Annotated in this window: 9 protein-coding genes; 2 read left to right on the top strand and 7 right to left on the bottom strand. The window is 68.8% G+C overall.

Annotated elements, in window-relative coordinates:
* Window positions 1–20: 20 nt before the first annotated feature.
* Window positions 21–4,487 carry a hypothetical protein gene (locus tag HR086_RS02890; protein ID WP_174464794.1) on the bottom strand — a complete coding sequence of 1,489 codons (4,467 nt, stop codon included), beginning with the start codon at window positions 4,485–4,487 and terminating at the stop codon, window positions 21–23.
* Between the two features lie 314 nt (window positions 4,488–4,801).
* Here HR086_RS02890 and HR086_RS02885 point away from each other — a divergent pair, with 314 nt between their 5' ends.
* Window positions 4,802–5,221, top strand: a complete 420-nt coding sequence (locus tag HR086_RS02885) for an MAPEG family protein (RefSeq protein ID WP_174461348.1) — start codon at window positions 4,802–4,804, stop codon at window positions 5,219–5,221.
* Between the two features lie 5 nt (window positions 5,222–5,226).
* Here HR086_RS02885 and HR086_RS02880 read toward each other — a convergent pair whose 3' ends face one another.
* A complete protein-coding gene (locus HR086_RS02880; protein WP_174453365.1) occupies window positions 5,227–5,898 on the bottom strand; it encodes a TetR/AcrR family transcriptional regulator in 672 nt (223 codons plus the stop codon).
* A gap of 53 nt (window positions 5,899–5,951) precedes the next feature.
* Window positions 5,952–6,602 (bottom strand): SRPBCC family protein, encoded by a 651-nt coding sequence (locus HR086_RS02875; RefSeq protein ID WP_174453366.1) that lies wholly within the window; start codon window positions 6,600–6,602, stop codon window positions 5,952–5,954.
* 369 nt (window positions 6,603–6,971) lie between these two features.
* On the opposite strand from HR086_RS02875, the gene HR086_RS02870 reads away from it, so the two are divergent.
* On the top strand, window positions 6,972–8,324 hold the full coding sequence (locus HR086_RS02870; protein WP_174464793.1) for a sigma-54 dependent transcriptional regulator: 1,353 nt from the start codon (window positions 6,972–6,974) through the stop codon (window positions 8,322–8,324).
* A gap of 27 nt (window positions 8,325–8,351) precedes the next feature.
* On the opposite strand, the gene HR086_RS02865 is transcribed toward HR086_RS02870, so the two are convergent.
* From HR086_RS02865 to HR086_RS02850, 4 genes are all read right to left on the bottom strand, one after another.
* Window positions 8,352–9,191, bottom strand: a complete 840-nt coding sequence (locus HR086_RS02865) for an amidohydrolase family protein (protein ID WP_174464792.1) — start codon at window positions 9,189–9,191, stop codon at window positions 8,352–8,354.
* A gap of 3 nt (window positions 9,192–9,194) precedes the next feature.
* The gene (locus HR086_RS02860) at window positions 9,195–10,007 is read right to left on the bottom strand and encodes a hypothetical protein (protein WP_174464791.1); all 813 of its coding nucleotides are present in this window, start codon (window positions 10,005–10,007) and stop codon (window positions 9,195–9,197) included.
* Window positions 10,008–10,326: 319 nt separating this feature from the next.
* Window positions 10,327–12,147: a hypothetical protein gene (locus tag HR086_RS02855; RefSeq protein WP_174464790.1), complete on the bottom strand. Its 1,821-nt coding sequence runs from the start codon at window positions 12,145–12,147 to the stop codon at window positions 10,327–10,329.
* Between the two features lie 16 nt (window positions 12,148–12,163).
* Window positions 12,164–13,507, bottom strand: coding sequence for a hypothetical protein (locus HR086_RS02850; RefSeq protein WP_174464789.1), 1,344 nt, complete (start codon window positions 13,505–13,507; stop codon window positions 12,164–12,166).
* Window positions 13,508–13,513: the final 6 nt, after the last annotated feature.

Below are 13,513 nucleotides of genomic sequence, written 5' to 3'. Positions count from 1 at the left end.
CCCCGTTGAATGGGAGCTGACTACTGGCAGACGGTGACGCCGGAGACCGGCGTCGCGAGCTCCAGCACGTCCACCTTCATGGTGATGACCAGCGCGGAGGCCTCGGCGAACAGCGCGGGAGGCACGTTGCCCAGCCGGATGTTGAAGGTGCCGAAGGGCGACAGGCCATTGCCGGCGATGGTCGCGAACGGCTGCTGGAGGTCCTGCGCGAAGAGGGTCAGCACCTCGATGTCATTGCCGAACAACAGGTGCGGAGCCCCCACGAGGAAGTCCTGGTTGAGCATCACGTAGTTCTTGATGCCCGCCGTGGAGGGGTACGACAGCACGTCGCCCCACCGCACGGGCACCGTCAGGCCCGCCTGGGAGTCGGACGCGTTGGTGCTGCTGAAGGGACGGACCACCTGGACGCCCAGGTTCTTGATGATGGGCATGTGGTGCTGGCAGAGCAGCGCGCCACCCTGGCCTCCCACGCTGTACAGGTCATCCGGCGTGAGGGTGATGCTCACCTCGCCCGTGCCCAAGAGGAGCGTGTTCCACAGCGTCTCCGAGCGCTCCGGGTTCGCCGCGTGCCACTGGGTGGGCATGTTGAACGCGGGGTTGGGGAAGGCGAAGGCGAGCGCCACGTCCTTGGGCAGCTTGTCGGTGATGCGTGCCTGGGCCAGGGCTCCCTCGACAGCGGTGACGGCCGCGAGCGCCTTGTCGGCGAGCACCGTGAAGTCGTCGGACCAGTTCGCCTGCAACAGCGCGTTGATGTCCGCGTTCGTCTTCAAGCCCACGAGCGAGCTGGGGTGGCGCAGGTCCAGCGTCGGGTAGAGGTACTCGGTGACGAGCCCCGTCAGCGCGCGCGACTTGTCACGCAGCTCCTCGCCATCCAGGTTGCGCAGGCGCCACAGTGGGAGGAGGCGCAGCAGCCGTGCCTGGTTGGCGCCCATCGTCAGGTCATCCGCCAGGGACTGGATGTCGAGCAGTTGGAGTTCGATGGCGCGCTCCACGGTGCGCAGTTGCACCAGTCGCTCCAGCCGGGCGAGTTCCTGGGTGGCGAAGGAGACGAAGAGCGCGCTGAAGATGTCTGGCATGCCGCTCATCTGGCAGCCCGGGCACTCCACGCTGTACTGCTGGAGCAGCCGGGACTCGGCGGTGACGCGCAGGGCCTCCAGCTCGCTGCTTGTCACGCGCCCCTGTTCCACGTAGGCGGGCGTCGCCCCGCGCAGCTCGGTCATCACCGTGGCCATGGCCTTGCCCAGCGCCCGGGCGGCTTCGCCGGTGGGCATGAGGCGCACGCTCTTCACCGTGAGCCGGTGCGACAGGTCGTCCGCGCAGGAGCCCACGTCGTTCACCACCAGGAAGTAGTCGGTGTCCGCCTCCACGACGACGCCCGTGTGGGGCGACTGGAGCACCTGCACGTCGCGGATGTGGTTGCGGCCGGTGCCTCCCGGCGTCATCGCCACCAGCAGCAGGCTGCCCACCGGCGCGCTCGGGAAGGGCGTGTTCGGCAGGCGCAGGCCCATGGAGAAGCTGGCGGTGCTGCGCTGCTCGCTGCCGGACTGCTGGTCGAACGTCCCTTCGATGCCCGTGGAGTTGTTCACGCAGGCCTCGGCCGACACGTACGCCGTCGTCCCGTTGCCGAAGAACTCCGCGCCGGCCTCTGTCTTGACGCCCGCGCACAGCCGGGTCTCCACGGAGCTCTTCGAGAACATGGACAGGTTCGCGCTCTCCGCTTCGTAGCCACTGCCGGAGAAGGTGACGGTGTAGCCCCCGGGTCCCGTGAGGGCCTGGCCGTTGCCCAGGTTGATGGCGGACGGCGTGCCGCTCGAGGGATGGGGCAGCATCGCTCCGGAGATGGCGCAGCTCGGCGTGTACTCTCCAGACACCTCGAAGTTCAGCAGCTCGCCGCGCAGCGCGGGGATGCCGAAGGCCTGGGGACCGCCGACGCCGCCCGGCCCCGGCTGACGCACCGCGAGCGAGAGGATGTTGAACGTCCCGCCCGGCGACCAACGGGCCTCATCCGCGCCGATGCTGAGCACCTGCACCGGGCCGCGCTGGATGTCCGTGCCCAGGTTCGGCGACTCGTTCTCCAGCGTGGTGTTGAACGCCGCCGCGAAGTCGCTGAACTGCATCCGCTGTATCTCCAGGTTGTCCTGGAGCCCGACGAGGTCCGCGTTGAGCGAATAGAACTCGTTGAGCTTGCGCGCCAGCGTGGTCCGCACCGTCTTCTGGTTGGCGGCGTTGGCCACCTCGCCGAGCACCTCGTTGATGAGCGCGGCACGGTGCTGAGTGAACTCGTTCAGCGCCGTCGTGAGCGCGCTCTTGCGCGTGGCCACCACGTCGTTGATGAAGTTGGCCTTGTACTCCTCCGTGCCTGTCTTCAGCGTGTCGCGCGTGGTGCTGACGAAGAAGCCGGACTTGGCGTAGCTGCTGGAATACGCATCCGCCTTCTCCACCAACTGTGCCCAGCGGGCCAGCGGAGGAGGCGCGCCAGCCGCGCCGCTCTTGAGCAGGGCGGGGCTGTACGTCGTCTCGCCCGTGGCGGAGAGAACCGCCTGGGTGAAGGTGACGTGGTTCGAGTGCAGCAGACCGAACACCGAGACCCAGCCCGCGTGGTCTTCGCCGGCCGTGTTCAGCTTGTTGGCCGCTGAAATCGCCGCCTGGAGCGTGGTGGCCTCCGGCACTGCGCCGAAGAGGGCCCACAGCTCCCCCGTCTCGGTGTCCACGGTGCCCGCCGCGCAGCCCTTGAAGCGGCAGCCCAGGTCATGCAGGTAGCTGAAGTCCTCCATGCGCTGGAACAGGCCGCTGAAGCCATCACCCAAAAGCATCAGCAGGGGAGGGCCGCTCATCGCCGGGGTCCCCGTCAGGGTGGCCTTGAGCACCGCCTGGTCCACGAGCAGCCCCGCATTGAGCGGCTGGGCGTGCAGGGGCAACCCGTTCACGTTCAAGAGGGCGTTCTCGTAGGCGACCTTCCAGAACATGCCGAACGTCTCGCTGAGCTGCTTCATCAGCGTCGGGCTGTTGAGGGCCCCGGGGAACATCTGCGCCTGCTGCACCGCGTACCAGTCGCTGATGGACTTCAGGTGGGTGCGCACGTCGTCCGCGTTGGGGACCTTGCGCTGGAGCGTGTCGTTCGGGACGTCATCGCGGCGGATGTCGGAGAGGGTCCGCTCGTACAGCTTCAGCCACATGGCGTGGTACTTCTCGCGGTACACGTCACCCTGGCAGACGCCCGCGGGCACCGCCGCGACCTGCGAAGCCAGGCCCACGCAATAGGCCGCCTGCGAGCGCGCGGAGATGCCGGGGACGTGGGACGAGGACAGTCGGGTGCAGAGGTCCATCGACGCGTTGAGCGCCGTCAGGCTCGTGCCGCAGCCGGGCGTGGACGGCGGGATGAAGCCCGCGCTGCAATTCGTGTTGGCGGACGGGTCGGACAGGTACAGGCCTCGGATGAACTGCACCTGCGCGGGCGTCAGTTGGTGTCCATGGAGTTCGAAGAGCAGCTTCAGCCGGGAGACGACCTCCGTGCGGAGCTGTGCGCCACCGGCTCCGGCCGGGAGACCCGAGGCGAGCCCCTGCTGCACCAGACAGTCGTACTTGGCGGTGACCTGCACGGCGGTGGAGGCGGCGGTGAGCGTCAGGTGGTCACACGTGCGGCAGAGCGGCTGCTGCACATAGAGCGGCGAGGGCTCGTAGTTCTTCGGCGTCATCGCCGCCCACTTCGCCGCCGCCGCGAGCTTCACGGAGTTCAGCGAGGTGTCCGCGGGGTGGAACAGCGGGTTCGCGTTGCAGGCGGTGGCCACGTCATTGCCGAAGTTGTTGTGACGGCACGTGGGGTAGATGGGCTTGGACGGGTCCGGGCACGGGTGGTTGCCCGTGGACGCACCACAGGCCGGGTCCGCCTTGGCGATGTACGTGGGCCACAGGGTCAGCGTGAAGGTGCACGAGCCGGAGTTGACCTCCCGCTCGGTGGCCCCCTGGACTGACTGGATGACGACGAGGTTGCGGTCCGCGAGCGGCAGGCTGTTGCGCTTCGCGTTCGCCGCGGCCAGGCACTGGGTGGCGCAGTTGAAGCGGGTGACGTCCGTGCAGAGCTCCACATCGGGCGTGTGCGGCTTAGGTCTGCACTCCTGTTCCGTGTACGCGGTGCAGGAAGTGACTGTCTGGCTGAAGTTCGTCGTCGCGCGGCCCTGGACGCCGAACTGGGGCAGCCGGCACGTCGGGTAGTCGTAGCAGGTCATCGTCTCGAAGCCGGTGGACGGGCCACAGGTGACGTTGGTTCCGGACTTGTTGCAGTCCAGCCCGTACTGCCACGGCACCGCGCAGATGTTGGACGGGTCTCCGGCGGAGGCCCAGGCCAGCCGCGTGTCATCACACGCGCCATTGAGGGACTGCGAGGCCTCCGACAGCGCCTCCACGCCGTTCAACTCCTCCTCGGTGGCCTCGCCGCAGGCCACCAGCGCACAGAGGACTGCGAGACACCACGGGCTCGACGGACGCATGAAACACACTCCTCCCGTGGAGCACCCGCGTGTGCGCGGCTCCCGGGTCTCCGGGCGCTTCCAGGGCGCCCTCTGTCAGGGACTGCGATGGGAACCGCGCGGGCCCAGGCTCTGACGGGAGCGAGGGCCCTCGGCGGGGTCGTGAAGGCTGTCAGCGATGGGAACGGAGCCCGCGCCGGATATTCCCGGGGATTATTCCGCTCCCGGTGCTCCCGGGCTCAGCGTCGAATCTGGCCCACGGGTCGACGGGGCCAGGCCTTCGTCACTTCCGCCACGGGTTGCGCCGTGCCGCGGCATGGGGCAGGGAAGGAACCATGCACAGTCCCATTCTCGCTCCCGTCGTCGCGCTCGTGTCCTGGTCCATGGTCATGTGGGCCTGGATGTACGCCACGCGCTTGCCGGCCATGTTCAAGGTCAACATGAAACCCGACCCGTATGCACCGCGCGGCGAGCAGATGAGTCAGCTGCCGGCCCAGGTGCGCTGGAAGGCCGACAACTACAACCACCTGATGGAGCAGCCCACCATCTTCTACGCCATCACCCTGGCCCTGGCGCTGCTGGGCGAAGGAACGGGCCTCAACCTGATACTGGCCTGGAGCTACGTGGGCCTGCGCGTGGTGCACAGCCTGTTGCAGGCGCTCATCAACAAGATCGAACTGCGCTTCTTGCTCTTCGTGCTGTCGTCACTGGCGCTGGTCGGGCTGACGTTCAGGGCGGCCATGGCCGTGCTCTGAGCAGGTCATCGCGGGGCGGGCCCCAGTCCGGCTCCCAGCGCGAGGGTCACCACCTCGGCGATCGCGACCTTCTCGAGCAGCTCGACCTTTGGAATGCCGGGGATGTTTCCCAGCACCCTCGCGGCCCGGAGCGACGCGAACCCATGGCACAGGGACAAGGCGGCGATGGCCCGGGCGACGATGGCGTCGGGCGGCAGCCCCGGGTTGCCCTCGGCCACCACCTCGAACAGCGTCAGCAGGGAGCGGTCGGACGCCTCGTGGACGGACGCGAAGCGCACCCGGTCCTCGATTTCGGGCAGGAACATGATGCGGTAGTGCGAAGCGTGCTCCTTCGCGAACGAGAGATACGCGGTGGCGATTCCCGTCAGCTTGCCCGCCACGGTGGGCTCACTCGCCACGGCCCGTGCGACGCGCTCCGCGAGCAGGTCGTAGCCCTCGGTGGCCAGCGCCGCCAGGAGGGACTGCTTGTCCGGGAAGTGGTGGTAGGGCGCTCCGGGAGACACGCCCGCGGCCCGCGCGAGGACCTGGATGGTCAGCCCCGTGACGTCGCCTTCCCTCAGGAACTGGATGGCCGCGTCCAACAGCGCCCGGCGCAGATCCAGGTGGTGATAGCCGCGAGGCTTCGCGGCTTTCTTGGCCGTCTTGGCTGCCGGCTGACGCGTCTTCGGTGTGCTCACCACGTGACTCCCATCTTCTTCGTGGGGAGCATAGGCCGCGACAATACGAGTCGTCAGTCCCGCCGTGCCGTCAGGTCGAGCGTCGACTCCTTCTGGATGTGCCCGATGCCGACCTTCATATAGGCGGCGAAGTCCTCCTCGACGAAGTCCTTGAGGATGCCCTCCGTGGGCCACCCATTGCCCCGGAAGCGATAGGTCCAGGTCAAGTGCGTCCCCGTCGCGGTCGGCGCGAAGCGGAACTCGCCCACCGCGTACTGGACGGCGCGCCGTGCCTCGTTGGTGAAGTTCCAGACGACGTACTGGAACCGACGGCCTTCCTCGACGACGAGCAGCTCCTCGAGGGAGGTGTTCCCATCGCGCAGCACCACGCGCCGGCGCGCTCCAGGGCTGCCCCAGGAGGCGGAGAGGACATCGGTCCGCTCGATGCCGGCGAGCTTCTCGGTTCCCAGCAGGATGCGCTCCAGCGGGACATTCACCAGCCAGGGCAACAGCACCTCTGGAGGCGCGGCGATGTCGGTCTCGACCGTGTGCGCGATGAACGGCGCCTCCGGCTCCACGGTGGGGGCCGGCGTCGAGCGGTGCAGCGTGTCCCGCTCCGTGACGGAAGTCCCCGACGCATAGCCGATGGGCGTCGCGCACGCGCTCAGGAACACACCACAGGCGAGGGACAGCAGGGTGACGGCAGGTGTCGCGATCCGCGGCATGGCTGTTCTCCTGGAACGACGAATCTAAAAGATATTTAGATGTGAAGGCATGGATTGTCAAGGCGACCCCGGTCGTCCCGGTGGCGCCGCGCGTCGGGAGCCCGTCATGGAGGTGTGGAGGGGTGGGGTGCCGGAAGGGCAGGCCTTATTCGAGTGGCGCCCTCATGAAAGTCTTTGTCGCGAGATTGTAAGTCATGGGGTCGGGCCAGGGGTGCGCACGACGTTTGGGGGCGCCCTGTGATGCGGGATGAAAGTAGTTTCGAGGGATTTGGCTTTGAGTGCGTTAATGGCAGGACAGCAACACCGGCTCACTCCATGAGGTGGGCTCTCTTCATCACCCGGGGGTGGGATGTGGCGTGCGACTCGCGCATGAGGGCCTGGATTCGCTTCGTGGGGAGTGGGGCGGGCTTGCTGCGTCCGAGGATGCTGGAGGCCCTGGGCGCGGCGGGCATCGACCTGGTGTGCGGGGACGCAGCTCCTTCGGGACTGGGGGTGCTCGTCTTCGATGAGGTGGACGCGCTGACGCTGGACGCTGTGCGGGCCAGTCGGCTGAACCTGTCGACGCGGGTGCTGGCGGTGGCCACGACGGCCCAAGGACTCGCGGGTGGGGCTTGCTGGCGCCTGCTTCAAGAAGGGGCCTCGGACGTGCTCTCCTGGGAGGGTTCGCACGACGCGGTGGCGGAGATTTCCGCCCGACTGGAGCGCTGGCACGAGGTGGAGCGCCTCATCAAGTCACCCGAGGTGCAGCGGCGGCTGGTGGGGCGTTCCCCCGCATGGCTGCCGGTGCTGAGGCAGCTCGTCGAGGTGGCCACCTTCACGGATGCCTCGGTGCTGCTGCTCGGGGAGAGCGGGACGGGCAAGGAAGAGGTGGCGCGCCTCATCCATGAACTGGACCGGCGTCCGGACAAGGGGGAGCTGGTGACGCTGGACTGCACGACGGTGGTGCCGGAGCTGTCGGGCAGCGAGTTCTTCGGTCACGAGCGTGGCGCCTTCACGGGCGCGGCGAACCTCCGGGACGGAGCCTTCGCCCTGGCCCATGGGGGAACATTGTTCCTGGACGAGGTGGGGGAGCTACCCCTGGCCCTCCAGGCCCAGCTGCTGCGCGTGGTGCAGGAGCGCCTGTACAAGCGCGTGGGCTCCAACACCTGGCAGCACACTGACTTCCGGCTGGTCTGCGCCACCAATCGCGACCTGTCCGAGGAGGTCACCCAGGGCGCCTTCCGCCGCGACTTCTTCCACCGCATCCAGAGCTGGGTGTGCCGGCTTCCGCCCCTGCGCGAGCGCCCCGAGGACATCCTCCCGCTGGCCCAGCATTTCCTCCGGGCGATGCGGCCCGATGTCGAGCTGGAGCTGGACCCGCATGTGCGTGAGTTCCTCCTCAAGCGCGACTACCCGGGGAACATCCGTGAGCTGCGCCAGCTCATCGGCCGCATCTGCAAGAGGCACGTCGGCTCCGGGCCCATCACCGTGGGGGACATCCCTCCCGACGAGCTGCCCTCCGTCGAGGGACTTGGGGCGTGGTGCGATGCCTCGTTCGCGCAGGCCATCCAGCGCGCGTTGATGCTGGGGATGGGACTCAAGGAGATTGGCCGGAGCGCCGCCGACACGGCGGTTCGCCTGGTGCTCGAGGAGGAGCAGGGCAACGTCCAGCGCGCGGCCCGGCGGCTGGGCGTCACGGACCGCGCGCTCCAGCTCCGACGGGCGCAGCGCGAGCCGTCGTAGCCCGCCCCGAGCACCGACGTCTGGGGCTCAGCAGCACCGCTGCCGGAGGTCCGCGGGCTTCCAGGGGTCCTGGGCCTCGTCCTCCATGGTGGGAGCCGCCGTCGCCCAGCGAGACACCCGCCCCACCGGACGTGAACGGCGCCGGCCCATCAAGCGCAGCAGGTTGCCGCCCAGCACCAGCTGTTCGTCTCGCGCCGACAGCTCCAGCGCGCGCACCTTGGCCAGCTCCACGCCCGGATGCAGCCAGGGACCGTCCGAGCCGAAGAGCAGCTTGTGCGCGCCGGCCCGCGCCACCGCCTCCACCAGGAGGTCGAAGCGGCGCACTCCCGCGGTGTCGGCGTGGACATTGGGCAGCCTCACCAGGAGGTCCAGCAGCGCGCGCTGGGCCTTCCAGTCGTCGGCGAAGCTGCCCAGGTGCGGGATGATGAAGCTCACCTCGGGGTACTCGGTGGCAATCAGCTCCACGCCGGAGACTTCTCCCATCACGTCGTAGAGGACGGGCAGGCCGAAGGCCCGGGCCACTTCACATACCTCGCGGGTGATGCGCGCGTCATGTCGGTGGACCTTGATGCCGCGGAAGCCGTGGCGCCGCACGGCCTCCTGGACGCGCTCGAAGACCTGTCCGCGCTCTCTGGCGGCATGCACGAAGACGAAGCCGTAGAAACGCTCCGGGTGGTGCTTCACCAGGCGCGCCACCTGCCGGTTCGCGGTCTCGTAGTCGGAGTGGAAGGCGGCCAGCAGCACCGTGCGGGAGATGCCCGCGGCGGATGCGCGCCGCAGGTAATGGTGGAGCGGCGCGGCCGTGTCCCAGGGACCGGTGAGCCCATCTCCCTGCCCCGCGTGACAATGACAGTCGATGATGAGCATGCCTCAAGTCCCGAACCGCGCGTCGGAGCGCCGTGGAGGGGCGAGCCCCAAGGCCCGGGCGGCCTGGACTCCCCAGTCGCTTGGGGGGAGCAGCCCCTGGAGGGAGGGAAGGCCGCGCCCGTCGGACTCCTCGATGGCCTCCGGGTCGGCCCCCGTGTCACGCAGCCGGCCCGCGGGCACGACCCCCGAGCGTGTGAGCGCGCGGCGAAGGGCTCGTTTCGCCCTCGCGCGCGCGGCCGGGCTGTTGGGCATGAGGGGGCCGAACCAGACGGTGATGGGCTTGGAGAGCCGCCCACCCCGGCGCGTGAAGCCCAGTTCGTAGAGGGCGGTCAGGCGCTGGCGCCAGTGCGTCTGGAAATTGTCTGTCTCCCCCACATGGAGCGGGTGCCCGTCCTCCTCCACGACGTACACCCCGCCTCCAGCGGGAAGCTGGGTGAAAGGGTAGCGCTCCATCCTCGACCTGGACCACGCGATGCGCGGCGTGGAGACGAGGACCTCCTGTGCGTCGGGCGCTGGTGGCTCGTCGTCGGGCTCAGCGGGAACGGGCAGGTCCTCCGGCGAAGGTTCATCGAAGGGCACTGGCGTGGAAGGGGGCGGTGTGTCGTCGCCGGGCTCGGTGTCCCACGGCGGCGGGGGTGGCGCGGCGGCACCGGAGGACGCGGCGTCCCTCGGCGGTGGTGGGGTGTTCCCCGGTGTCGCGGGTGGAGGTTCGACCGCGCGCGGCGTGAGCACGGCGTACGTGGCGGGCCGTCCCAGCAGCCGCCAGGGGCGAATGCGGGGCCATCGCCTCGTCCCGGCGGGCTTCCACGTCCTCACGCCACGCCCCTGCCTCGGGGGGGCGGGCCTTGGACCCGTCCGCCGCGCGGTGCCTCTCGCATTCGTGCTGGCGCGAACCGCCCGCGTCTGGCGCCTTGGGGGCTGACGGGAGGAGCGCCGGACGTGAGCCTCGTCTTCGCCCATCCCCTCGGACTCCTGCTCGTCCTCGCCTTCGTACCATTCATTCATGACGTGTCCTCCTCTCCTCCGTGGTCTCCGGTGGAGGGCCTCCGTCAGCCTCTCCACCGCGCGATTCCTCTCCGGTGCGCGCGCCGTGCCTGGAGCGACGCGGTGACGTCGGGCACGGCGGTGAGCCCCGTCACCGCCTCTTCTGGAGGGCCAGCCGGTTGCGCAGGTGGACCGAGGGCGGCACGTCTCGTTCGGACATGCGCTGCGGGTCGGTGTGCACCACCGTCAGGTCCACGCCCGTCACGGCCCGGTACGCGTGGATGTAGCCCTGAATCTCCGGCCGCCAGTAGCGCGCCCAGTTAGCCGCCTGGCTCGGGTCGTTGGACACGCTCCAGCCGCCGTAGCGCACGGAGAGCAGGATTTGCTCTCCGAAGACTCCCAGGTCGTGGAAGTGCACGGAGCTGACGTCCGTCCAGCCCTGGAGCGACTTCATCGCGTCCACCCGGTCCATCCACGGCTCCGGATAGGGCACCATCACCCGCCCGCCGAGGAACTCACGCATCTCCGGGCGCGACAGCATCCACTGCTGGATGAGCATCTCCTGGCGCGAGGTGGCGGGCAGGTCTCCGAACTGGTTGTGGGCGCCCTGCGCCAGCACGTAGTGCGTCTCCTTGAGCGCGTTGAGAATCGGGAAGCCATCCGACACCACGGTGGTGTCGTCGTCCTTGCGGAAGAACTGCACGCACAGGTGGAGCAGGTTGTGGAAGGACTCGAGGAACTTCGAGCGCCGGTCCGCGGTGCGAATCCCAGCCACCGCCCTGCCGTGCAGCGTGAAGCCATATTCGTGCGCATACTCGCACGCTCGACGCACGACGCTCAGCCGCCGCTGCTCGTCCTGGAAGTAGCCCCACAGCATGTTGTTGAGGGGGCGCAGCGGGTCGATCTCCAGGTTCGCCAGCGGGTCCCGCTCCCCGGGGCCGCGCACGTTCTGGAAGCGCTGGCTGATGTGATTCACCGCCTGGACCAGCATTCCCTCCTCGTGCCAGTAGTTCCAGATGAGCTCCAGCAGCGGCGGCTGGCTCAGCTTCTTCTGGAGGACGCCGTAGGAGTCCGCGAGCTCCGCCTCCGTGAGCCCCGGGGGCACGATGACCGGCACTTCGGGGAACTTGTTGCGGATGATGGCCAGATACGGGAGCGCCACATCCTCGCTCCCGTTCACGTCCACCAGGTAGTCGGTCCACAGCGTGTTGAAGTCCTTGGGAAGGGCACGCCCCAGCCGGCCGCTCTCCTCATCTGCCTTCAGGCCGTCGAGCAGCTTCGAGAAGTCCGCCAGCACGCCCGTGCGCAGCATCAAGAAGCACTCCGTCAGGGAGCGCAGCTTCCGATAGGCATCCACCCCCGAGATTCGGGGGCGGGGCATGGGAGACTGGGACTGGAGCGACTCGTGGGACTGGGGCGAGCCCGTCCCGTAGAGGTGGTCCTCGACGAACTGGCTGTACTCGTTGAAGGAGATTCCGTTGGTGCTCTTGCGAATCACCATCCAGAGGATGGCGTCGCTCGTGAACGGATGCTGGGTGCGTTGCAGCCCCACCGGGACGACGCCGTCGTGGGGGTGGTGCGTCGCGAACGGTTTGAGTTCGTTGAGGGTGTCGCGCACCACCTGCCGGACATCCGGGGCTCCCCCCGCATGAGCGAGGACGCGCTGGCGGGCGTCATGGATGGACACGGGGTCCTCGTTCGTGTCCCGCGTGTACTCCCGCAGCGTGACGCGGACCGTGAGCTCGCGCTCCTGGGTTGTCGGAGGAATCGTCCAGGTCGTCGAGGCCTCGACGTCCTGGCCGGTGGTCCGCACCTGCCGGGGCGTGACGGTGCCTTCGTCCACGCTCCATTCGTAGACGCGGTGGGCGACCTCGGGATTGGGTGAGTCGGCGGATGCCGTCAATGTCACCTGGGCACCCGAGGGGCCGGGCGTGACGGTGGTGCGTGAGGCGACAAGGGTGACGCGAGCCATGATTCTTCCTCCAAAGCTAGGTGACGGAGTTCCGCGGCAACGTGGGGACCCTGAGCGCGGAGGCCAGGGCCCGTGACTTGGAGCGAGAGGCGCACGTCTCCGATGCGTCGAGCGTGCCGCGCAGTGCCCAGTACTTGAGAAGCTCGGCCAGGACCTGGCTCTCCTCCTCGGGAGAGATGACGCCATCGGCCCTGGCCTGCCCGATGACGGCGAACACCAGTGAGGGTGACGCCTCCCGGATGCCCGAGCGTCGCTCGCGCCACGTCCGGTAGAGCGCGCCGAGCCGCGCCGGCTGCCGCTCTTGCGTCTTCAGGACCTCCGCCAGCGAGTGGCCGCGCAGGGAGGCGGGACGGTGCTCCATGAGGAACCGTGCGAAGCGCGGCAGGCTGGCCTCGAGCGCCTCGAGCACCTGGCGGTACTGCCTGGACAGCCCCCTCACGGGATAGAACTCCTCCCACAGGTGGGAGAGCCGTGCCCACTGCGGATGGGGGAACAGGTGCGCTCCCAGCGCGCAGCTCAGCTTCACGCGAATCCATGGGACGGGGTGTGGGTCGTCCACGTCGAGCCGGAACACGAACGGCCTGGGCAGGCTCACCACCCCCATCAGCCCCATCGTGGACGTGACGCCCAGGCGAGCCACCGACCAGGCGTCGGCGACGACCTCCGACATCCACCGCTCCCACAGGCTCCAGGCCAGCGCGTCGCCGGAGCCTTCCCGCGCGATGTCCTGGAGGGCCCCGCGCAATGACGCCACCAGGTCCAGCAGCGCGGCGCCCTGATGGCCCACCTCGTGGAAGAGCGAGGAGGCGAGGCTGCTGCCAATCATCCGCTCGCGAGGGATGCGGATGATGGCGGCCGGGTTCGGTCCGCCGCCGGGCAGCCGTGTGCGGGCGCGCCGGATGGCGGCTCCCGGGCCTCGGGCGAGGTAGCAGATGACGGGGGGAACTTCGTAGTAGCCGGGCAGCGCCAGCGCGTCCCGGGAGAGCACGTCCAGCCCCGCCAGCCAGACGCCGTTCTCCGCCTCGCTGCGCTGGCTCAACGCCTCGCTGAAGATGTCGAAGTGCGACAGCACCACGTTGAACCGCAGCCGCAGGAAGGTGAAGCGCCGCTGTGCCTCGGCGGGGGTGGCCCTTCGACCTTCGGGGCCCTCCATCCAGGCGATGTATCGGTGAAGCTGGGTCCGCAGCTCACGGCGCCCCTGGATGAGGTAGCGCTCCACCGCGGCCTGCGCCTCCATCGAGAGCGTGGCGGCGGGAACCATCGTCTCCGACATGGCGAAGGACTTGATGCGCTCGAGCCGGGTGAGCAGCGCGCGGGCCTCCTGCGACAGCATCCAGGAGGCGAAGGAGCTGGCGGACATGATGGC

Source organism: Myxococcus sp. CA039A (genome assembly GCF_013336645.1).
GTDB classification, from domain to species: Bacteria; Myxococcota; Myxococcia; order Myxococcales; family Myxococcaceae; genus Myxococcus; species Myxococcus llanfairpwllgwyngyllgogerychwyrndrobwllllantysiliogogogochensis.
Note: the sequence above shows the minus strand (reverse complement) of the source record. Positions and strands in the feature narration are given on the sequence as shown.